23 protein-coding genes and 1 tRNA gene are annotated in these 20,118 nt (G+C 73.2%); 11 read left to right on the forward strand and 13 right to left on the reverse strand.

Translation table 11 applies throughout. From position 1 onward, the window contains the following. Positions 1–75 precede the first annotated feature (75 nt). Entirely contained in the window at positions 76–1,284 is a 1,209-nt protein-coding gene (locus ACFVGO_RS06300) for a pentapeptide repeat-containing protein (protein ID WP_380630957.1), read from the reverse strand. Positions 1,285–1,493: 209 nt separating this feature from the next. Between ACFVGO_RS06300 and ACFVGO_RS06305 the strand changes: the two genes are divergently transcribed. Further along, a complete protein-coding gene (locus tag ACFVGO_RS06305; protein ID WP_380630958.1) occupies positions 1,494–1,664 on the forward strand; it encodes a hypothetical protein in 171 nt (56 codons plus the stop codon). A gap of 63 nt (positions 1,665–1,727) precedes the next feature. Here the strand turns inward: ACFVGO_RS06305 and ACFVGO_RS06310 are convergent, their stop codons facing one another. From ACFVGO_RS06310 to ACFVGO_RS06330, 5 genes are all read right to left on the reverse strand, one after another. Further along, complete coding sequence (locus ACFVGO_RS06310; RefSeq protein WP_380630959.1) at positions 1,728–2,600, reverse strand: ribosome-inactivating family protein; 873 nt, start codon at positions 2,598–2,600, stop codon at positions 1,728–1,730. Positions 2,601–2,744: 144 nt separating this feature from the next. Next, a complete protein-coding gene (locus tag ACFVGO_RS06315; RefSeq protein WP_380357624.1) occupies positions 2,745–3,113 on the reverse strand; it encodes a hypothetical protein in 369 nt (122 codons plus the stop codon). Between the two features lie 224 nt (positions 3,114–3,337). Further along, positions 3,338–4,201 carry an alpha/beta fold hydrolase gene (locus ACFVGO_RS06320; protein ID WP_359906705.1) on the reverse strand — a complete coding sequence of 288 codons (864 nt, stop codon included), beginning with the start codon at positions 4,199–4,201 and terminating at the stop codon, positions 3,338–3,340. 117 nt (positions 4,202–4,318) lie between these two features. Next, positions 4,319–4,879: a hypothetical protein gene (locus ACFVGO_RS06325; RefSeq protein WP_380630960.1), complete on the reverse strand. Its 561-nt coding sequence runs from the start codon at positions 4,877–4,879 to the stop codon at positions 4,319–4,321. A gap of 14 nt (positions 4,880–4,893) precedes the next feature. Continuing rightward, complete coding sequence (locus tag ACFVGO_RS06330; protein ID WP_380630961.1) at positions 4,894–5,304, reverse strand: ATP-binding protein; 411 nt, start codon at positions 5,302–5,304, stop codon at positions 4,894–4,896. Positions 5,305–5,491: 187 nt separating this feature from the next. Here ACFVGO_RS06330 and ACFVGO_RS06335 point away from each other — a divergent pair, with 187 nt between their 5' ends. Further along, complete coding sequence (locus ACFVGO_RS06335; protein ID WP_359913557.1) at positions 5,492–6,439, forward strand: helix-turn-helix transcriptional regulator; 948 nt, start codon at positions 5,492–5,494, stop codon at positions 6,437–6,439. Next, on the forward strand, positions 6,396–6,539 hold the full coding sequence (locus ACFVGO_RS06340; RefSeq protein WP_359913615.1) for a DUF397 domain-containing protein: 144 nt from the start codon (positions 6,396–6,398) through the stop codon (positions 6,537–6,539). Before ACFVGO_RS06335 ends, ACFVGO_RS06340 begins: the two co-directional genes overlap by 44 nt. A gap of 69 nt (positions 6,540–6,608) precedes the next feature. Here ACFVGO_RS06340 and ACFVGO_RS06345 read toward each other — a convergent pair whose 3' ends face one another. Continuing rightward, a complete protein-coding gene (locus ACFVGO_RS06345) occupies positions 6,609–7,199 on the reverse strand; it encodes a CGNR zinc finger domain-containing protein (protein WP_380630962.1) in 591 nt (196 codons plus the stop codon). A 97-nt stretch (positions 7,200–7,296) separates the two neighbouring features. On the opposite strand from ACFVGO_RS06345, the gene ACFVGO_RS06350 reads away from it, so the two are divergent. The 4 genes from ACFVGO_RS06350 to ACFVGO_RS06365 all read left to right on the forward strand — a co-directional run bounded on the left by ACFVGO_RS06350 (position 7,297) and on the right by ACFVGO_RS06365 (position 10,468). Next, positions 7,297–8,364 carry an alcohol dehydrogenase catalytic domain-containing protein gene (locus ACFVGO_RS06350; protein ID WP_359913563.1) on the forward strand — a complete coding sequence of 356 codons (1,068 nt, stop codon included), beginning with the start codon at positions 7,297–7,299 and terminating at the stop codon, positions 8,362–8,364. Positions 8,365–8,370: 6 nt separating this feature from the next. After that, entirely contained in the window at positions 8,371–9,369 is a 999-nt protein-coding gene (locus tag ACFVGO_RS06355) for an alpha/beta hydrolase (RefSeq protein WP_359913566.1), read from the forward strand. A 114-nt stretch (positions 9,370–9,483) separates the two neighbouring features. Next, a tRNA-Leu gene (locus tag ACFVGO_RS06360) sits at positions 9,484–9,567 on the forward strand. 73 nt (positions 9,568–9,640) lie between these two features. Next, positions 9,641–10,468: an aldo/keto reductase gene (locus ACFVGO_RS06365; protein WP_380630963.1), complete on the forward strand. Its 828-nt coding sequence runs from the start codon at positions 9,641–9,643 to the stop codon at positions 10,466–10,468. A 160-nt stretch (positions 10,469–10,628) separates the two neighbouring features. Here the strand turns inward: ACFVGO_RS06365 and ACFVGO_RS06370 are convergent, their stop codons facing one another. From ACFVGO_RS06370 to ACFVGO_RS06390, 5 genes are all read right to left on the reverse strand, one after another. After that, positions 10,629–10,898: a hypothetical protein gene (locus ACFVGO_RS06370; protein WP_380630964.1), complete on the reverse strand. Its 270-nt coding sequence runs from the start codon at positions 10,896–10,898 to the stop codon at positions 10,629–10,631. A gap of 330 nt (positions 10,899–11,228) precedes the next feature. After that, a complete protein-coding gene (locus ACFVGO_RS06375; protein WP_359913572.1) occupies positions 11,229–11,570 on the reverse strand; it encodes a hypothetical protein in 342 nt (113 codons plus the stop codon). 206 nt (positions 11,571–11,776) lie between these two features. Next, the gene (locus tag ACFVGO_RS06380; RefSeq protein WP_380630965.1) at positions 11,777–13,117 is read right to left on the reverse strand and encodes a hypothetical protein; all 1,341 of its coding nucleotides are present in this window, start codon (positions 13,115–13,117) and stop codon (positions 11,777–11,779) included. Then, a complete protein-coding gene (locus ACFVGO_RS06385) occupies positions 13,117–14,337 on the reverse strand; it encodes a hypothetical protein (protein WP_380630966.1) in 1,221 nt (406 codons plus the stop codon). Before ACFVGO_RS06385 ends, ACFVGO_RS06380 begins: the two co-directional genes overlap by 1 nt. A gap of 366 nt (positions 14,338–14,703) precedes the next feature. Next, positions 14,704–14,988, reverse strand: a complete 285-nt coding sequence (locus ACFVGO_RS06390; protein ID WP_359913581.1) for a hypothetical protein — start codon at positions 14,986–14,988, stop codon at positions 14,704–14,706. 246 nt (positions 14,989–15,234) lie between these two features. Here ACFVGO_RS06390 and ACFVGO_RS06395 point away from each other — a divergent pair, with 246 nt between their 5' ends. Both ACFVGO_RS06395 and ACFVGO_RS06400 read left to right on the forward strand, forming a co-directional pair. Further along, a complete protein-coding gene (locus ACFVGO_RS06395; RefSeq protein WP_359913584.1) occupies positions 15,235–16,455 on the forward strand; it encodes a histidine kinase in 1,221 nt (406 codons plus the stop codon). Next, on the forward strand, positions 16,452–17,144 hold the full coding sequence (locus tag ACFVGO_RS06400; protein WP_380358134.1) for a response regulator: 693 nt from the start codon (positions 16,452–16,454) through the stop codon (positions 17,142–17,144). Before ACFVGO_RS06395 ends, ACFVGO_RS06400 begins: the two co-directional genes overlap by 4 nt. A gap of 109 nt (positions 17,145–17,253) precedes the next feature. Here ACFVGO_RS06400 and ACFVGO_RS06405 read toward each other — a convergent pair whose 3' ends face one another. Continuing rightward, a complete protein-coding gene (locus ACFVGO_RS06405) occupies positions 17,254–18,684 on the reverse strand; it encodes an amidase (protein WP_380630967.1) in 1,431 nt (476 codons plus the stop codon). 181 nt (positions 18,685–18,865) lie between these two features. Here ACFVGO_RS06405 and ACFVGO_RS06410 point away from each other — a divergent pair, with 181 nt between their 5' ends. Both ACFVGO_RS06410 and ACFVGO_RS06415 read left to right on the forward strand, forming a co-directional pair. Next, the gene (locus ACFVGO_RS06410) at positions 18,866–19,495 is read left to right on the forward strand and encodes a TetR/AcrR family transcriptional regulator (RefSeq protein WP_380630968.1); all 630 of its coding nucleotides are present in this window, start codon (positions 18,866–18,868) and stop codon (positions 19,493–19,495) included. Positions 19,496–19,568: 73 nt separating this feature from the next. Further along, entirely contained in the window at positions 19,569–20,084 is a 516-nt protein-coding gene (locus ACFVGO_RS06415) for a hypothetical protein (protein ID WP_380358141.1), read from the forward strand. Positions 20,085–20,118 lie beyond the last annotated feature (34 nt).

Consider the following 20,118-nt stretch of genomic DNA (forward strand, 5'->3'; position numbering starts at 1 on the left):
CCGCTCGGGACCTCCAAAGGGGACGGCCTTACAAAAAAGAAATTCGACGGACCCCCCTCCCCCCGCGGCGGGGGATCAGGCGGGGACGTTCGACCCGTCGGAATCGCGTACGACCTCGACGGACGCCAGCTGCTCGGGCGTCAGTTGCGCCGTGGCCAGGGTGCTCCTGGTGAAGAAAGCCCCGGAGAGGTCGGCGCCGGTGAAGGAGCTGCCACTCAGATCGGCATCGGTGAAGAACGCGCCGACCAGCTTGGCGTGGAGAAAGCTGCAGTTCGTCAGGACGGCTCCGGTGAATTTGGCCTGGGTCAGGTCGGCGCGGCGGAAGTCGGCCCGGTCGGCCATGCATCCCACCAGTGTGACGAAGTGCGCCGAGACACTGTCCAGGTCCGTCTCCAGGAGAACGGCGTCGGACAGGTTCGCGTGCCTGAGCGAGGCGTCGACCATGCTCGCGCGGGTGAGGTCGCAGCGGGTGAGGTCGGCCGAGAAGAGATCGGCGACGTCCAGATCGACGTCGGCGAGCGCCGTCTCCACGAGTCGGGCCTCTCCCAGCTGCGCACGCCGCAGGTCACCGCCCGACAGCAGGCTTCCGCTCAGGTCGGCGCGCCACAGCCGGGCCCCCTCCCACGTCAGGTGCCGGAGATCGAGCCCCGAGAGGTCGAAATGGCTGTCGAAATGCCGACCGGGCAGACGGCCCAGGATCAGTGCCGCCACCTGGACGTCCTCGGCCGGAGCCGGAGCCGGACTGCCGGGTCCTCCGAGCGGGCGGCCCGCCCGGAGGAAGTCGGCCAGCACGGACGGCCAGGAACGGGCGGGGGCCTCCCGGCCCGGCGTCGCGGGGCGCCAGGCCAGGCGCTCCAGGCGGTAGAGGGCGGCGATGCGGCGCTCCGGGTCGGGGGACCGAAGGTCCGCCCACAGCTCCGTGTCCGCCGTGGACGGCTGGGTGGGTGCGGCCGGGTCCTCGTCCTCGGCGGCCAGCCAGAGCCGGTGGAACCGCTCGACCTCGGCCTCCGGATCCGGCTTCTGCCGCCCGACGGCGGCGTCGGCCAGGAAGCGCACGATGGACTCCACCCGGGCCCAGGAGGGGACGGTCACGCCGTGCAGCAGCTGGCTCGCGGTGTCGTGGCTCACCGTCGTCGGCAGGTCGTCGCGCCGCCTGATGCCGTCGGAGATCTCGCGGAGGCTGGGCTTGCCCGCGCCCCGGTACAGCCCGTGCAGGGCCTCGACCAGTTCCCTCCGCGGTCCGGGCGGAAGCTTCTCGCCGGTCGGAATGACGATCCCCGCCACAGGCCGCCCTCGATGAGCCGTCAGATTTCGTCCGTTGATGTCCGTTCATCATGGACCGGAGGCGCCTCGCTGTCAGGCGAACGCCGTTTCCCGGCAGCCGACTTCCGGCTTCGTCGGGTCCCATCGGTCGGGCGTGGCGCCGCCGTCGGCTGCGGCCAGGGTTGAACCGGGCCGCGAGAGGCGGCTGTCTTCCGGAGAGGAGAGGCGTGATGGTCGCCTGGTGCAGTGAGCGCGGTCGGACCAGTGGGGCGGGCCGCCGCCGGCGGTGGCGGGTCGTTCGTCGGACGGTCGGCCTGCACTTCGTGCGGGGCATGGCCGCGGCGGCGGGCGGTGCGACCGTGACGGTCCTGCTCGCCCGGCTGGTCAGCTGGTGGGGCTAGGGATGCGGGGCGGCGGCGGGCGGCCCGCCGGTCGGTGCCGGTGGGCCGCCCCGGGGCTTCGTCCTACCTGGGCTTGTGCATGATGGCGCCGTTGGCCTCGATGAAGCCGATGTAGTAGAGCACGGCCGCGATGGTGGCGACGGTGTGGCCCATGATGGAGATGGTCGCCGTGGACGGGTCGTTGCGGGCGTTGCGGATGAACTCGCTGATCTGCCCCCACTGGTTCTCCACGTTGGCGGCGAGGATGTTGCCGCGCACCGAGTCGAAGTAGTTCAGCGGCCGGTTCCGGTTGGGGTCCTGGATGTTGCCCCGGACGACGTCGAAGACCACGCCGAAGCGTGCCGCCTCCGAGAAGATCTGGATCGCCGTCAGCAGCGCCCGGCCCGTGGCGTCGTTGTACGCCGTCGCGCGGCCGAGGGTGCGCATGGCGTTGTAGATGTGCTCGGGGTTGAGGACGAGGCTTCCCCGCTCGTTGCCGCCCGGGATGTTGCTGTAGTTGCCGCTGGCGATGCGGCGGTTCGCGGGCACCGTCACGCCCAGCGCGTTCTGGAACTCGCCGAGCCGGTCCTGGAACGCCCAGTGGGAGTTGGTCTGCGGGGCGTAGAAGCCCGCGACGTAGAGGTCGTTCGCCCAGAGGTAGACGGAGACGAGGTGGACGTTGTTGGTGTCGAGGACGCGCACCTGGATCAGGCGGCCGTGCTCGGTGGTGGTCTCGGTGACGCCGTTGAGGCCGGTCGAATCGCCGTAGGTGTACCGGTGGATGGCGTCGATCAGGTTCCAGTAGTTCTGGTGGTTGGTGTTTCCGCCCGCGGTGATGTTCGAGATGTGCCAGTCGATGACCTGGTAGTTGGTCGCGGACGCGGTGCCGCTGAGCGTCGTCACCAGGCCCATCGAGATGGCCAGGGTCAGCAGGGCGGAGCAGAGTTTCTTCAGCACGGTCTTCTCGGTCTCTCCGGATGAAGGGGGGCGTAAGTCCTGTCGCGGCGTGAGCCTAGGAGCCTTCGTGCCACCGGAGTTGGTCGTCAGCGCACCGCCGTGTGCCCGGGAGCGCACAGACCGTTCGCGGTCATCGATCGGTGGTCATCGATCGGTGCCGTCGAGCAGCTCGTGCTTGGCCGCTCGGAAGTCCGCCAGGGCCCGGGGGTCGTTGTCGAAGTAGTCGTTCCAGAAGTTCGGGCGCTGCCAGAGGGCGTGGGCCAGCCGCATGCGGCCGTTCTCCAGGACGAGGGTCCAGCTGGAGGGCAGGTGGGCGTCGACGGTCTCGAACATCGCCGGATCCCAGAACGAGCCGGGGTCGTTCCCGCTGTCGTCGAGGACGCGGATCATCCAGTAGTCGGGTCCGGTCATCATCTCCAGGACCGGGTAGACACCGCCCACGTGTATCGCGGGGTGAGTCGCGATCGTCTCGTCGCTCTGCGGATCGATGATCCGGGTGCACTTCACTCGCATGGAGGCAGTCTTCACCAGGGAGTGGACCGGGTGGCTGCGAGGCGGCGTGCGCCGGCTGCGGGCGAGGTGGGCCGCGAGGCCGGTCAGGACGAAGGCCTGAGCCGGGGCGTCCGGCGCACAGGAAGTCGGCGGGGCCGACTTCCTGTGCGGGGCTACGGGCGGGGGCGCTGGTGGCCAGGTCGGAGGGGCGTGGTTACGTCCGCGCGGGAGGCGTCACGGAGCGGTCAGGCTTCGGTGGGCAGGAGCGCGGCGAGTTCGCCCAGGACCTGGGCGGCCGGTGCCGGGTCGACCAGCCACTTCAGGTGGCTGCCGGGGAGCGTGCGGACGTCGTAGGGGTTGTCCGGGGTGAGGGCGTCGCCCTCGCGGATCATCCGGTCCTGCATGGCGAGCGGGATGCCGGCGTCCTCGGTCAGGCGGACGTACGTCCTGGGGATGCTGCCCCAGGTGTCGGCCTGCGCCCGGTCGTCGGGGGTGCCGGTGTCGAGGTTCTCGTCGGGCTGGAAGGAGTTGAGGAAGACCATGAACTGGTCGTCCGTGCCGTCGGCGAGGAAGGCCGCCTTGAAGCCCGCGAGGACGCCCGGGTCGGCGGTGCGGAAGTTGCAGCGCAGCAGCCCGAGTTCGGCGGGGTTGCCGACGAGCGCCGCCGCCATCCCCGCGGCGTCGGCCGTGGCCATCTCGGGCTCGGCGTAGTAGGCGCCGACGGGGAGGTCGACGGGGGCCCAGGAGGAGACGTAGACGATGCGGTCGATCAGGTCGGGCCGCTGGTTGGCCGCGACGGTGGCCGTCAGGCCGCCGCGGCTGTGGGAGACGAGGACGACGGGCCCGTTGCTCTTGGCCCGCTCCAGGATCCCGATGAGGTGCGCGACGTTGTCGGCGAGGGTGACGCCCTTGATGGCGCCGGGCGCGGTGGCGAGCCCTTCGAGGTCCTGCGGCGCCTGGTAGGCGGCCGGGTACGTCGCGGCGAATCCGTGCCCCGGGAGGTCGACGGCGACGGACCGGTGCCCGAGGAGGCCGAGTTCGGCTTGGAGCGGCGCGAAGGAGAAGGAGTTCGCGAAGGCTCCGTGGACCAGGACGAACGTCGGTTGCATCTGTCTGCTCACTTTCTGACCTCCGTGCGTCGGCGGCATGCACGTCGTACGGGGGCAGCCGTCGAACAGCTGCCCAACTGTTCGACGGCACACAGTACTCAGCGAATGATCATCGCACTACCCGGAAAGGCCCTTCGCCGCTTGGGTGCGGCAGTGGGCGAGGGCGTACTTGATGCGGGTGTCGGGGTTGGGGGTGGTGGTGAGGAGTTCGCCGGCGGTGACGAGGGCGGTCCAGTAGGTGGTGGGGTTGCCGGTGCGGGGCATGGGTCGGGCGGCGGCGAGGGAGAGGTAGGCGGCGGTGAGGTTGCCGGTGGTGAACCAGCGGTGCAGGCCGTGCTGGTGGCCGGGGCGGATGCCGCCCATGGCGTCGATGGCGAGCAGGAAGAGGTCGACGACGGCGAGTTCGGTGTCGGTGAGGGACTTGGGGACGTCGAAGACGCCGAGGGCTTCGAGGAGTTCGCCGGTGTCGGTCTCGGAGCCCTGGCGGGGGTTGGCGAGGAGGGCGTCGTGGCACTCGTGGAGGCGGCGGGTCGTCTCGGCGAGGGGGATGGTGAGGGCGAGGCAGACGGCGCGGGCGGAGGGGAGGGGCTTGTGGGTGCGGCGGGCGAGGAGGGCGTAGGTGTCGGCGGGGGTGCGGCCGCGGGAGAGGGCGTGGCCGGCGAGGGTGGTGAGGTGCATGGGAGTTGGTGCTTTCAGGCGGTGACGAGGGCGGGGCCGGGGGTGGGGGCGATGTGGGCCCAGACGTACTTGCCGATGCCGCCGGGGCGGTTGGCGCTGCCCCAGCGTTCGGCGAGTTCGTTGACGAGGAGCAGGCCGCGGCCGTGTTCGTCGTTGGGGGTCGGGGTGTGGAGGGTGGGGTGGTCGGTGCCAGCGTCGTGGACTTCCAGCCGCAGGCGGGAGCCGGTGACGGTGAAGCGGACCTCGATGTGACAGTCGTCGGGGGCGTCGGAGTGCTGGACGGCGTTGGCGAACAACTCGCCGAGCAACAGCTCGGCGGTGTCCGAGTAGCGGTCGCCGGCGGGGAGGGCGGAGAGGTAGGCCTGGAGCAAGTACCGGGCCAGCGGCGTGGACTCGATACGGGAATCGAGGCGCGCGACGAACATGCGGGGGCGACGGTGCGTTTTGAGCATGGGGGTACCTCGGAGGGGGCGGAGGGGGAGTGCGACAAGAGCGCACGCATTCACGCTGCGCATGCAGATGATTGCGTTCCGGTATCAATGATCGGCCCGTGGGAGTACGGTGACGCCCAGATCCACGTGTTGAGCACGTGACGCACAGCTGGGAGCAGTGATGGCACACCGGAAGATCAAGCGCGGACCGACGGCGAGCTCCGCGATCATGTTCGGCGAAGAGGTCCGCTATGCGCGCGAGTTGGCGTGCCTCACCCAGGAGGAGCTGGGCAAACTGCTCCACCTCGACCGGACGGTGATCTCGCGGACGGAGAGCGGGCGGCGGAAGCCCTCGGTCGAGGAGGTCGAGGAGCTCGGGCAACTGCTGAACACCGGCGACCTGCTCATGCGCCTGTACGGGCGGGTCGACTGGAACGCCTCGATCGAGCACCCGGATTGGTTCCAGGACTACGCGGACCAGGAGTCCATCGCCATCGGGCTGCGCGCGTACCAGGACAGCATGATGTACGGCCTGCTGCAGTGCAGAACGTATGCGCAGGCGCTGTTCGCCAGTGGCATTGCGGCTGGCAAGCCGGAGGAAATTGAGGAGCTGACCAGGGCCCGACTCAGTCGGCAGAGTCGCTTTCTCGAACCTGATGGGCCGTTGCTGCTCGTCATTCTCGACGAGAGCGCGATCCGAACGGTCGTGGGTGGACCGGATGTGATGAGAAGCCAGATGGAACACCTGCTGCGAGTGGCGCAGCTCCCGAACATCGTCCTTCAGGTGGCGCCGTTCTCGGCCCGTCGAGTCGTCTTCAACGCGGCTATGGTGTTGCTGGAGCTGCCGGATGGGCGGCGCTCGGTGTACTCGGAGAGCCTCGATCGGGGGCACCTGAGCGACGATTCCGACGTCGTGGCCAAGCACCAGCGTCGCTATGATCAGCTCCGCGCCGAATGTCTGTCAGAGTTCGACTCGCTTCGGTTGATTGCCGAAGCGCTGGAGGGTTTCAAGGATGATGAGCAACGAGCTCGCCGCGACCGCTTGGCGGAAGAGCAGCTACAGCGGCGACAACGGCGGCAACTGCATCGAGGTAGCCCCCGGATTCCCCGGCCTCGTTCCGGTGCGTGACTCCAAGGACCCGCAGGGACCGGCCCTCGTCTTCCCCGACTCCTCGTGGGGCTCGTTCATCAATGCCGTTCGGGCCGGTGAGTTGCCGATCGAGGGCTGATCCACCCCTCCACACCCCTCGGGGCGGGGCGCCGACCGGTGCCCCGCCCCGCTGCGTCTCCTGCCCCGGCTACTTCGCTTTCGCCCGGTAGGCCCGCTTCTTCACCAGTGCGCCGCAGGTCTTCATCGAGCACCAGCGCCTCGCGCCCGCCCGGGACGTGTCCACGAACGGCGTTCCGCAGTCCGGGTTTCCGCAGATGCGGACGCGCGTCCGCTGCTCCGATCCGCAGAGTTCGATCAGGTCCCGCGCGACCATCGACAGCACCGCCGCCACGCCGTCCCCGTCCCAGCGCACGGACTCCGCATCCGCCGAGAGCGCGGGCACCGAAGTCGGTTCTGCCGCTGCCCTGTTGACCACCGCGACGTCCTCGTGATCAGCCGCCGTCCCCTCCGCCAGTGCGACGCCGATCCGCTGGATCGCCTCGCGCAGCCGCCGCGCATCATCCAGTTCGGCCTCACCGCAGCTCGGCGCCACCGTCGTGCAGCCGCTCTCCACGCCCCACCGGCTCAGGTCCTCCGGCCCGGCGAGCCGTTCCACCTGCACGTCCTTGCCGCGGTCGGCCAGTGTGCCGGCGAAGGCGAAGCACAGTCGTGCGTCGTCGAACCGGAAGTCGGTCCTGGCGCGCTGGCGCCCTTCTCGTCGGCCGTCCCCATCGCTCATGTCCACCACTCTATGCGGTTGACACGACTCCTCGCCTCCGCATAGCTTCCAAGTCCACCGCTTCAACCGGTGGACATTTACCAAGGAGGTCGCGTCCATGCGCGCCGCAGTCATCGAAGAACTCCACAAGCCCCTCGTCGTCCGCGAGGTGCCCGACCCCGTCTGCCCGCCGGACGGCGCGATCGTGCGCGTCGGCGCCAATGGCATCTGCCGCACCGACTGGGCCCTGTGGGCCGGGGACTTCTGGACCGGCGGGCCGCAGGTCCAGCCCCCGTTCGTGCTCGGCCACGAGTTCGCCGGCACCGTCGTGGAGGTCGGCCGGGACGTCCGCGACTGGCGGGACGGCGACCGCGTCATCTTCCCGATGAACCCCGGCGAGGGGTCCTGCGAGATGTGCCGCAGCGGCAACCAGCACGTGTGCGAGCACGTGGACTCCCTCGTGCCCGGGGTGTCCTACTGGGGCGCCTTCGCCGAGTACGTCATGGTCCGCTTCGCCGACGTCAACCTGGTCCGGGTCCCCGACACCGTCGGCTTCGTCGATGTCGCCGCCCTCGCCTGCCGCTACATGACCGCCTTCCACGGCGTCGTCGACCAGGCCCGGGTGCGCGGCGGCGAGTGGGTCGCGGTGTACGGGGCCGGCGGCGGCATGGGGCTGTCCACGGTGGAGATCGCCGCCGCGACCGGCGCCAACGTCATCGCGATCGACATCAGTGAGGAGAAGCTGGACGCCGCGCGCGCCCTCGGCGCCGTCCACACCGTCAACGCGGCCGTGGACGAGCCGACCGAGGCCGTCAGGACCCTCACCCGGGGCGGCGCCCACGTGTCCGTCGACGCCGTCGGGATCGCCGAGGCCTGCCGGAACTCCGTGCTCTCCCTGCGCACCCGCGGCCGCCACCTCCAACTCGGGCACACCACCGGCGCCGAGCGGGGCGACGTCCCGCTGCCGATCGACGTCATGATGGTCAAGGAGCTGGAGATCCTCGGTGCCTTCGGCATGCAGGGGCAGCGGTTCGGCACGATGCTCAACATGATCGAGGCCGGCCGCCTCAACCCCGGCAGGATCGTCACCCGCACCGTCGGCCTCCACGAGGCGGGCTCGGTGCTGGAGTCCCTGGAGACGTACGGGCCGACCGGTGTGGTCGTCATCGACGAGTTCCGGGGCTGAGCGGCCATGGCAACGGACACCACCGGGCCCGCCCCCCGCCTGCTGATGGACCCGGAACTGCGCCGGGCCCTCGACGCCGTCCCGATGACCCCCCACGGCGCCTTCGACCTCACCGACATCGCCGCGACCCGCGAGACCCTCCGCTCCTTCGCCGCGGCCGTCGCCGCCGCCACGCCCGACGAGCCGTCCGTCACGGTGGAGGAACACCGCGCTGTTCGGCCGGACGGCGGCCCGGACGTGCCGGTCCGCCTGCTGCGGCCCACCACCGCCACCGGCCCGCTGCCGGTGCTGCTCTGGTTCCACGGCGGCGGGCAGGTGCTCGGCTTCGCCGCCCAGGACGACCCCTGGCTCAAGCAGCTGGCCGCGCGGCTCGGCTGCGCCGTCGCCGCCGTCGACTACCGGCTCGCCCCCGAGACCCCCGCCCCCGGCGCCGCCGAGGACGGCTACACCGCCCACCGGTGGCTCGTCCGCGAAGCGCCCGCGCTCGGCCTGGACGGCGCCCGGATCGGCATCGCCGGCCAGAGCGGCGGCGGAGGAGTCGCGGCGGCCACCGCCCTGCTGGTCCGCGACCGCGGCGGCCCGGCACCGCTGTTCCAGGCGCTGATGTACCCCATGCTCGACGACCGCGACCGGACCGCGTCCAGCCGCGAGATCACCGACATCGGCATCTGGGACCGCGCCACCAACCGCCTCGCCTGGCAGGCGGTCCTCGGCGACCGCGCCGGAACCGACGAGGTCTGCCCGTACGCCGCCCCCGCCCGCGCGGAGGACCTCGCCGGGCTGCCGCCCGCCTTCATCGCGGTCGGCGAACTGGACTGCTTCCGCGACGAGGACCTCGACTACGCCATGCGCCTGCGGGCCCACGGCGTCCCGGTCGAACTCCACCTGTACCCCGGCGCCTACCACGCCTTCGACCTGTTCGCCCCCGAGTCGCAGCTCGCGGAGAGCTTCCAGCGGACCTGGACCGGCTACCTCGCCCGCCACCTCCGGGCCCCGAGGCCGTAGCCCGCCCCGGCCGCCGCCCCGCACCCCCGCGTGCGGGGCGGCTCCCGCCCGTTCGCCCCGGGGTGGTCGGAGGCACCCCACCAGATGGTCTATAGTTTTCCTCATCACCCAGATGCGCGGGTGGCGGAATAGGCAGACGCGCTGGATTCAGGTTCCAGTGCCCGAAAGGGCGTGGGGGTTCAACTCCCCCCTCGCGCACAGCGAACGGCCGGTTGATCTTCGGATCGACCGGCCGTTTTGTCGTCCGGAGGCGTAAGTGGTGGACAGGGCGATGGGCGACCGGATCCGAGGAGTCGAACTCGGGCTCGGCCTGATCGGCATCGGCCGTCCCTGGCCCGCCCCGGACTCCGCGGTCCGTCCCCCCGAACAGGCCCGGGCCCTGTTGGACCGGGCGATCGACCTGGGCATCCGCTTCTTCGACACGGCCGCCGCGTACGGCCGGAGCGAGGCGGTGCTCGGCGAGTACCTCGCGGACCTGCCCGCCGGCCGACGCGACGACCTGGTGATCGCCACCAAGTGCGGCGAGACCTGGCCGGCCCCGGAGGGTGCCCGTCCGGACCACTCGCCCGGAGCCCTGGAGACGAGCTTCGAACGGTCCCGCCGGCTGCTGGGGCGCGTCGACCTCCTGCAACTCCACAAGTGCGCGGTCGAGGACCTGCGGGACGAGCGCCTCCTCGCCTGGTTCGAGGGCCTGCGGGCCTCCGGGGAGGTGGGAGCGGTCGGCGTCAGCGTCTCCTCCGAGGAGGCCCTGCGGGCGGCGCTCGCCGTCGACGTCTTCGACACCGTCCAGTTCCCGGCCAACCCCGCCAACGCCGGCTTCGCCGCCGCGTACGGCGAGGCCGGGCGTTCGCACCTGCCCCTGCTCAACCGGCCGATGGCGTCCGGTGCGCTCGCCGGCGCCGGCAACCCCTTCGCCTTCCACACGGCGGCCTTCCGGCGCGCGGTCGTCCTGACCGGCACCACGCAGGTCGGCCATCTTGAGGCGAACGCCACGGCATTCGCCTCGGCGGCGGCCGCGGCGACCGCAGCGGCTGCGGTGGCCGCGAACCAGGATCGGCACCGGCGCCCCGGCCCTCCTTCGGGTCCTCGACTTCCTTAGCCCACAGGCGAGTTCGTCCGGATGGAACCGGGTCGCGGCGGCCCGGCCGGGGAGAACAGCTGAACGGCCGGTCGACCTCCCGGCCGACCGGCCTTTTCGTCATTCCGGGGACCGGATCAGGCCCGGCCTGGAGCCCGCACCCCCGGTGGGGCGGGGTTCGTCAGCCCTCCTGCCAGGTGGCGCCGGAGCCGGTGAACGAGCCGGAGACGCCGGTGTCGTCGGCCCAGATCCAGAAGTCGGCGTGCGAGACGCCTTCGGGGCTGACCGAGGACTCGGCGGCCGCGACACCGGCGCCGTTCTGGTTGACGATGAACTGGCCGCTGCCCCAGCTCGCGTCCAGGCCTTCCTGAGCCGAGGCCAGGCCGGCGGCGCCGATCACGAGCGGGACGGTGAGGGCGCTGACGGCCAGGACACGCTTGAGGGCACGCATGATGGTCTCCTCCAGGGAGTACGGGACAACAGGTGGCAGTGCCGGTCGGCCCTGCCGGAACCAGACAGCCATGCCCCGCCGGCCCCCGCAATCGGCGCCGCCATCCGAACGGGCCTGACGATGTGTCAGGCTCGCCGCTCCGACCTGCGGAAATGGCCGACCGGGTGATCGTATTGAAGGATCGTTCGGGCGGAGCAGGCGCCCTCCGGGCGGGCCCATGAGAACGGCCGGTCGACCTCGCGGTCGACCGGCCGTTTCGTCGTTCCAGGATCCGGATCAGCGGCGGCCCTGTCCCGGGGCCGCCCCGTACGTCCGATCGTGCAGGGTTCGTCAGCCTTCGTGGGCGGTGGCGCCGGAGCCGGTGAACGAGCCGGTGACGCCGTTGTCGTCGGCCCAGATCCAGAAGTCGGCGTGCTCGACGCCGTCGGGGCCGACGTGGGACTCGACGGCCGCGAGGCCGGCGCCGTTCTCGTTGGCGGTGAAGAAGCCCTTGCCGTAGTTCGCGTCGATGCTGCCGTGGGCCGAGGCCAGGCCGGCGGCGCCGATCACGAGCGGGACGGTGAGGGCGCTGACGGCCAGGACACGCTTGAGGGCACGCATGATGGTCTCCTCCAGGGAGTACGGGGTAACAGTCGGCAGCGCCGGTCGGCCCTGCCAGAACCAGACAGCCATGCCCCGCCACCCCCCGCAATCGGCGCCGCCATCCGAACAGGCCTAACGGTTCGTCAGACGTGCCGCTGCGACCTGCGGAAATGGCCGATCGGGTGATCGTATTGAGGGATCGTTCGGGCGGAGCAGGCGCAGGCCCGCCGGCACCGGGGCGCGGTTGAGGACGGCCGCCCGGTCCGAGGACCGGACGGCCGTCCGCCGTCGAACCGTCAGGACCTCCAGGCGATCACGTGGGCCGCGACCGGCTCGCCGGCCGCGTCGAGCGCGACGGCGTTCCCGGCGACCACCCCGGCGTCGTTGACGAACAGCGCCTGGGCGTACGGGCTGAGCGGGGACGGCGGGAGCGGCACGACCGTGCCGTCGGGCCGCCACAGCAGGGCCGTGGTGCGGTTCCAGTCCGGGCCCTGCGCCTCGCCGACGGCGGTTCCCGCGCCGTTGACCGCCATCGCCTCGCTCTGCCGGCCCGCCGGGCCGCCGAGCAGGGTCTGCGTACCGTCCGGGTTCCAGCGGGCGGCGAAGGCGGAGCGGTGGGCGTCGAACGTCGCCCCGACCACGGTGCCCGCGCTGTTGACGGCCCTCGTCCGACCGTAGCCGGCGTCGCGGACGGCGCCGCCGGGCGTCCACACCAGCACCCGGTCGAACTCCGTGCCTCCGGTGCGCCGCCCGTGACCGAGCACCACGCCGTCGTCGGTCATCCCGTCCACCCGGGCCCCGTCGAGGCCCGGCGGCAGCGGGAGCGCGGACACGGCGCCCGCCGGGCTCCAGAGCACCGGGGTCTCCTGGGAGCGGCCGTCGCCGAGGCTCCGCTCGGAGGTGCCGGCGACGACGCCCGCGTTGGTGACGGCGGCGGTCGAGCCCGCGGTGTCGCCGGGCAGCAGCGGCAGATCCACCCTGGTGCCGTCGGCCTGCCACTTCAGGGGCTTGGACCGGTACGTGTCGTCGTACGAGCCGCCGGCCACCACGCCGGCGTCGTTGACCGCGGCCGCGCTGCCGCCGCGGACACCGGCCGGCAGCGCCAGCGCCGTGGCGGTCCCGTCCGGGGCCCAGCGGACCGGATGGTTGTCGGACATCGTCCGGTAGGAGGCCCCGACCACGGTGCCCGCGCCGTTGAGCCCCGCCGGGCGGCTGGACAGGTCGCCGGTCAGCGGCGCCAGGACGGTGTAGCCGAGATGGTCGGGATGCCAGCGGACGGCGCGCGGCGTGAACTGGCCGGAGACGTCCGAGTAGTACTCGCCGACGACGGCGCCGTCGCGGCTCAGGCCCCGCGCCAGGCTGTAGGCGGTGCCCGGCGGTTCGGGAAGGAACCGCGGGGCCGGCAGCGGAGTGGCCGGAGCGGTCGCCGTGGCCGCCGTGGCCGTGGGCACCGGGCCGAGCAGCAGGGCGGCGGACGCGGCGGTGGCGACGAGGGCCGCCGCGGCGGCGAGGGCCGCGGGGCGCGCGGGGCGCGAGCCGGTCGTCCGGACTCCCGTCGCGTCCGTCGCGTCCGTCGCGTCCGTCCTGTCGAGGTCGAGGTCGAGGTCGGGGTCGAGGTGGAGGCGGGCCGCGGCCATCAGGGCTTCCAGATCATCGCGCGCGGGAGGTCCTGCGCGTTCGGCGCGTCGTACCAGGTGGCATCCCCGGCGATCACCCCGGATTCGTTGACGAGGAGGGCCCGGGCGTAGGGGCTGAGCGAGGACGGCGGGAGCGGCACGGCAGTGCCGTCGGGCCGCCACAGCACCGGCGTGCGGCGGTACGGGGTCGGACCCTCCGCGAAACCGACGGTCGTGCCCGCGGCGTTGATCGTGCTCGCCCAGGCCTGCCGGCCCGCCGGGTCGTCGAGCAGCGTCAGCGTGCCGTCCAGGGTCCAGCGCGCGGCGTGCTCGGAGCGGTCGGCACCGAACGTCGTTCCGACGACGGTGTTCGCGTTGTTGACGGAGCTCAGCCGGCCGTGGGCGACGTCCCGGCCGGTGCCGTTCGCGTCCCAGGCCACCACCCGGTCGAACTCGGTGCCTCCCGCGCGCCGTCCTTGGCCGAGGATCACGCCGTCGTTGGTGATCCGGACGACCCCGGCCGCGTCGATCCCCGGGGGGAGCGGGAGCGCCGTCACGTCGCCCGACGGGCTCCAGATCACCGTCCGGGTCCGGGACTCGCCGCCGACGGACCCCGAGGACCAGCCGATGACGAAGCCCGCGTCGTTGATGAACGAGGCGGAGCCGGTGCCGTCGCCGGGCAGCAGCGGCAGGTCGCCCCGGGTGCCGTCGGCCTGCCACTTCAAGGGCTTGGACCGGTAGCCGGAGTCGTACCAGCCGCCGATCACCACACCGGCGTTGTTGATCCTGGACGCGCTGCCGCCGCGGGCCCCGGCCGGCAGCTCCAGCGCGGTCGGGGTGCCGTCCGTAGCCCAGCGGACCGGGTGGTTGTCGGTCAGCGTGGCGAAGGAGACCCCGACCGCGACGCCCGACGCGTTCAGGGAGCCCGGGCGGGTGGCGACCTCGCCGGGCAGCGGCTCCAGGGTGGTGACGCCGGACCGGTGGGCGTTCCAGCGGAGCGCGCGCGGGGCGAACTGGTTGGGGATGTTCAGGTAGGTCTCGCCGAGGATGTCGCCCGCGTCGTTCAGGCCGTACACCGAGCTGAGCGGGGCGGCGTTCGCGGGCAGCGGCAGCAGGTACGGGGTCGGCACTGGTGCGCCCGGGTCGGCCGCCGCGGCCGTGGGCACCGGGCCGAGCAGCAGGGCGACGGCCGCCGCGGCGGCGGCCGGGGCGGCTCTGCGAAGGGTGGGGGAACCGGCCATCCGGAAACTCCTGTCGTGTCAACGATCAAGTGGATCAAGAGAGTTGATGCTCCGTCGGAGTCGGGTCGGTCGGGTTCCCGGTCCGACGGCCAAGTCTCATCCACGGTCGGTTCGTTGGCAGGGCGATCGCCGAATCGGCCGGAATCACACCCCTTTTGGGCGCGTCCGCGGGGTGGCGGCGGAGCGGTTCCGAACGGTTTGGGGCGGTCTCGTGCGATGTCGGACGGCTGTGGCGGGTGCCCGGGCGGCGGGCGCCCGGGCCGCCCTCCCGGCGCGCGTCGCCGGCCGGGGTGCGCCGAGGGCGGCGGGGGAGCCGAGAGTGGCGGGGGCGCGTTGCTCCCCGCCCTCCTCGGTGCGCGGGTTGCGCTACCGGGCGGCGACCGGCGGGCCGTCGTCGCCCTCGGTGCCGCCGCCACCGGGCCGACCGTCCCGGCCGGACGAGCCGCCGCCGGGCCCCCGGGCGTACACCGTGAAGGAGGTCAGGCCGGCGGGCAGCGCCCAGGCCCCGGCGCTCCGGATGGACACCCTGTAGCGGTGCGGGCCGTCGTCCCGCTGGACGGGTGCGGCCTGGGCGGCCGTCGCGGCCAGTGCCGCGACGGTGGAAGCGGTCGCCAAAAGGCCTTGTCGGAAGAGCTTTTGATTGATCGTCATTCATGCGATGGTCTGGAACTCCGGCGGCCTGGCGGCGGCTTCGACCCGTATTCACGCGAACGGGTGGTCGTGATCCGGCCGAGTTCGCGGCGGCCCCCGCCGACCCCCCCGCCGACCCCTCGCAGACCCCCACCGACCCCCCGGCGACCGCCGATGTGCCCCCGACGGGTCGCCGGGGGAGGCCGCCGGAGCTCCTCCCTCGATCGGGGGAGGGCGGGGGCGAGGAGGCCGGTGATACTGGCGAACATGATCAAGGGAATGCGGTTGCTGCTGCGCAGGTCGACCTACACGGGGGTGCTGTTCGCGGTACTCGGAGCGCTGGCCGGGCTGCCGGTGGCGATGGTGGCGCTCGGGATGACGCTCGGGGTGTCCGGGCGGCCGGACACGGTCTGGCTGGCACTGCCGCTGTGGGCGGTGCTGCTCGCGGTGGCCGGGCTGCCCCGAGCGGTGCGCCGGGTGCTGGCGGCGGGCGCGCGGCGACTGCTGGGCGTCGCGGTGCCCACCCCGGTGAAGGGGGCCGCGGCGGAGCGCTGGCGGACGCCGGCGTTCGTGGTGGCGCACGTGGCGCTCGGGTGGACGGTGCTGATCGGCGGCAGCACGTTCCTCGTGATGGGGATGACGCTGCCGGGACGATGGGTGGAGGGCTCGGCCCGGGTCAGCCTCTTCGGCTGGGGCGCGGACGTGACCGGGGTCTGGTCGTGGGTCATCGGGGCGCTCAGCCTGGTCCTCGGGGCAATGCTGCTCGCCGGGGCGTCGGGGGCACTGCGGTGGCTGGCGCCGCGACTGCTCGGACCCTCGCCCGCCGAGCGGCTCGCCCTGGCCGCCGAGCGGGAGCGGCTGATGGCCGAACGCAACCGGCTGGCCCACGAGTTGCACGACTCCATCGGGCACACCCTGACCGCCGCCACCATCCAGGCGGCCGTCGCGGGCGAGGTGCTCGCCGACGACCCGGCGGCGGCGCGGGCCGCCATGCGCAGCATCGAGGAATCGACCCGGGCCGCGCTGGAGGACCTCGACTACGTGCTCGGCGCACTGCGCGAGGAGCAGACCGGCACCGCCCCGACCCGCACCCTCGCCGACCTGCCCGAGCTGATCGACCGGCTGCGGCACGCGGGCGCCGTCGTGGCACCGCGGACCACGGGGGACCTCGCGCAGGTGCAGGGCACCCTCTCCCGGGCCGCCTACCGGATCGTCCAGGAAGGGCTGACCAACGCGCTGCGGCACGGCAACGGCGGGCCGATCGAGCTGCGGGTGACGGCGGGACCGGAGGAACTGGAGCTGACCGTGGTCAACGGGACGGCGGGCGCGGCCGGCGGACCGGGCGCCAGCGGCTTCCCGACCTCCGGGCACGGCCTGCCCGGGCTGGCCGAGCGGGTGCGGCTGCTGCACGGCGAGTTCGAGGCCGGCCCGGACGGCGAGGGGCAGTGGCGGCTGGCGGTCCGGCTGCCGATGCGGTGGTCGGCGTGAGCGGCGCCGGCCCCGACGCGGGCGCGCCGTCCGACGTCACCGTCCTGATCGCCGACGACGACCCCCTCACCCGCAGCGGCCTGGGCACCCTGCTCGGCGCCCAGCCCGGCATCACGGTGGTCGGGAAGGCCGCCGACGGCGTCGAGGCGGTCGAGCAGGCCCGGCTGCTGCGGCCGGACGTGGTGCTGATGGACGTGCGGATGCCGCGCCGCAACGGCATCGACGCCACCCGCGAACTGCTGCGGGAGCACGCCGACCCGCCCAAGGTCGTGGTGATCACCACCTTCGAGAACGACGCCTACGTCACCGCCGCGCTGAGCGCCGGCGCCAGCGGCTTCGTGCTGAAGCGGCGGCCCGTCCCGCAGATCGCCGAGGCGGTGCGGGTGGCGGCGGCGGGGGAGGCGGTGCTGTTCCCCGCCGCGCTGAGCCGGATGGTCGCGGCCCGGCCGCTGGACTCGGCCGAGGCGCTGCCCCGGGCGGCGCTGACCGGGCGGGAGGAGGGCGTGCTGCGGCTGATGGCGACCGGACTGTCCAACCCGGAGATCGCGCAGGCGCTCGCCGTCAGCCAGGAGACCGTCAAGACGCACGTGGGGAACGTGCTGGGCAAGCTCGGCGCGCAGAACCGGACCCACGCGGTGGTGATCGCGTACGAGAGCGGGCTGGTGGTGCCGGGGCTGCCGGGGGCGTAGCCGGCGGCGCGGCCCCGGAGCCGCCACGGCCCCGGAGCCGCGACGGCCCCGGAACCGCGACGGCCCCGGAACCGCGACGGCCCCGGAACCGCGACGGCCCAGAGGGCCGCTACCGCACGGGGTCGATCGGCGTGAGGGTGCCGAGGCGGTCCTCGACGGCCTGGGCGGCGGCCAGGCACAGGTCCTCCCGGAAGGCGCGGCCGACGAGCTGGACGCCGGTGGGCAGGCCGTCCGCGGCGAGGCCGGTGGGGACGGCGACGGCCGGCACGCCGACGAAACTGGTCACCGAGCAGAGCCGCATGGCCGAGTCGACCCGGTCGCGGCCCGCCTGGTCCCGGGACTCCAGTCCGGGCTCGACCGGCGGCTCGGTGAACACCGGGCCCAGCAGCAGCGGGTACTCGTGCAGGAACTCCGTCCAGGAGCGGCGGACGCTCATCCAGACGCTCATCAGCCGGATCAGGCCGGGGGCGTCCACGGGCCGGGCGCCGTGCATCATCAGCTCGATGTAGCGGTCGCCGCCCTCGCCGAGCAGCTGCCGCACGACGGGCCAGCTCGGCGCGAACTCGGTGACGGCGAGGCGGTGGTAGGCGTCGAGCGCCTCCTCCATCCGCGGGACGTCGGGGACCTCCCGGACGTCGTACCCGGCGTCGCGCAGCGCGTCGGCGGCGGTCTCGACGGCGCGGCGGACGGTGGGGTGGACCCCGTGGCCGCCGTGGCTGCCGTGACCGCCCGGATCGGCGACGACGGCGACCTTGACCGGGCCGGCGAGCGGTTCCCCGTACAGCGGGACGGGCACGGCGCGCGGGTCGCGCGGGTCGGTGCCCGCCAGCGTCTCGTAGGCGAGCCGCAGGTCGGCGACCGTACGGGCCAACGGGCCGTCGGCGACCAGGACCTGGGAGGCCGGGCCGGGGTCGTCCGGGCCGATCAGGCGCTGGTCGGCGGGGAACCGGCCGGTGGTCGGATTGAGGGCGGCGACCCCGCAGAAGGAGGCGGGGACGCGGACCGAGCCGCCGGAGTCGTTGCCGAGCCCGAGCGGGGCCATGCCGGCGGCGACCGCCACGCCGTCCCCGCCGCTGCTGCCGCCGGGGGTGCGGCCCGCGTCCCACGGGTTGCGGGTGTCGCCGTACAGCTCGCTGCGGGTGTGCATCCCGGCGAGGATCAGGGTCGGCAGGTTGCTGTGGCCGATCGGGATCGCCCCGGCCGCGCGCAGCCGGGCCACCGGGACGGCGTCGGCGGCGGCGACGTGGTCGCGGAAGCGCGGGCTGCCGAAGGTGGTCGGCACGCCGGCGATCGGGGTGCACTCCTTCACGGTGAACGGCACGCCCGCGAGCGGACCCAGTTCCTCGCCCGCGGCCCGGCGGCGGTCGGTCTCCCGGGCGGCCGCGCGGGCCCGGTCGGCGAGCAGCTGGGTGACGGCGTTCAGGTACGGGTTGACCTCGGCGATCCGGGCCAGGTGGTCGTCCACCACGTCCAGTGCCGACACCTCGCCCTTGCGCACGGCGGCGGCGAGTTCGACGGCGGACTTGCTCCACAGGGGCATGGGAGTTCTCCTCGGCTCTCCTCGGCCTGGTTCCGATGCGACCGCATCGGAACGGAATCACCATAGTCCGGAAACCGATACGCTTGCATCGAATAAAACGGTGCCCAGCGGTGCCCAACAGTGCCCAGCGGTGACCGACGATGACCGACGAGGACCGAAGGAACGCGGAGGGAGACCGGGGATGCCCAAGCAGGTGGACCACGAGGGCCGGCGCCGGCGGATCGCCGAGGCCGTCTGCCTGCTGGTGGACGAGCACGGGCTGGAGGGCGTCACCCTGCGGGACGTCGCCACCCGGGCGGAGGTCTCGATGGGAGCCGTCCAGCGCTGCTTCCGCACCAAGGAGGAGATGCTGCTGTTCGCGCTCGCGCACGTCGGCGAGCGGGTCACCGAGCGGGTGCGGAGCCGGCTCGCGGCCGGCCCCGCGCAGTCGGCGGCCGGCGAACTCGGGCTGGTGGCGGGCGAGGTGGCGCTGCTGCGCGAGGAACACCGGGCCGAGGCCAGGATCTGGCTCGCCTTCGTCGCCGGGGCCGCCGTCAACCCGGCGCTGGCGGCGACCCTGCGCAGCAGCTACGCGGCGCTGGAGGAACTGATGGTGCGGCTGGTCACGGAAGCCGTCGGCGGGGCGGCCGTCGGCGGATCGGTGATCGGCGGGGCGTCCGCGGGCGGGGCCGTCGTCGCGCGGACCGAGGCCCGCGCGCTGCTCGCCCTCGCCGACGGGCTCACCACGCACGTCCTGGTCGGGCACCGGACGGTGGGGGAGGCGGAGGAGGTCCTGCACGCGCACCTGGCCGGGCTCTGGGCGCGCTGCTGACCGGAGGCCGGACCGTTCGCCGAACCGATGAGATGATCACCATGCCAAGCGGTCGGCAGCACGGAGGACAGGAATGGCGGGCAGGACGGCGGGCGCCACGGAGCAGCGCCGGTTCACCGACCCCGGGGCCAAGCTGTACGACTTCGCCGACGAAGTGCTCGTCCGCTGCCCGAAGTGCGGCGGCTGCGCCCTCGTCCTCGCGCGGCCGGGCGACGCGTGCGAGCCCCGGTGGATCGGCGGCCGGGAGCAGACCCGCCTGCGGCTGAGGTGCGGCTGCGGACACGCCGTGGACGCCTTCCCGGACCACCTGGCGTTCGGCGGCCCCGTCGACCCGTACTTCCGACTGCCGCTCTGGCTGGACGCGGACTGCTGCGGCCGGCGGCTGTGGGCGTACAACCCCGCCCACCTCGACCTGCTGGAGTCCTACGTCGGGGCCGTCCTGCGCGAACGCACCGCGGTCCCCGGCTCGCTGAGCCTGGTCGCCCGGCTGCCCGCCTGGGTGAAGTCGGCCAAGCACCGGGACGAGGTCCTGCGGACGATCCGCCGGCTGCGCGCCACCCTGCCGCCCGGCCACCTGCCCGGCCGCTGATCCGTCGCCCGCCGATCCTTCGCCCGCTGTTGTC

The sequence above is a fragment of the Kitasatospora sp. NPDC057738 genome (assembly GCF_042798815.1).
In the GTDB taxonomy this organism is placed as follows: domain Bacteria; phylum Actinomycetota; class Actinomycetes; order Streptomycetales; family Streptomycetaceae; genus Kitasatospora; species Kitasatospora lactacystinica.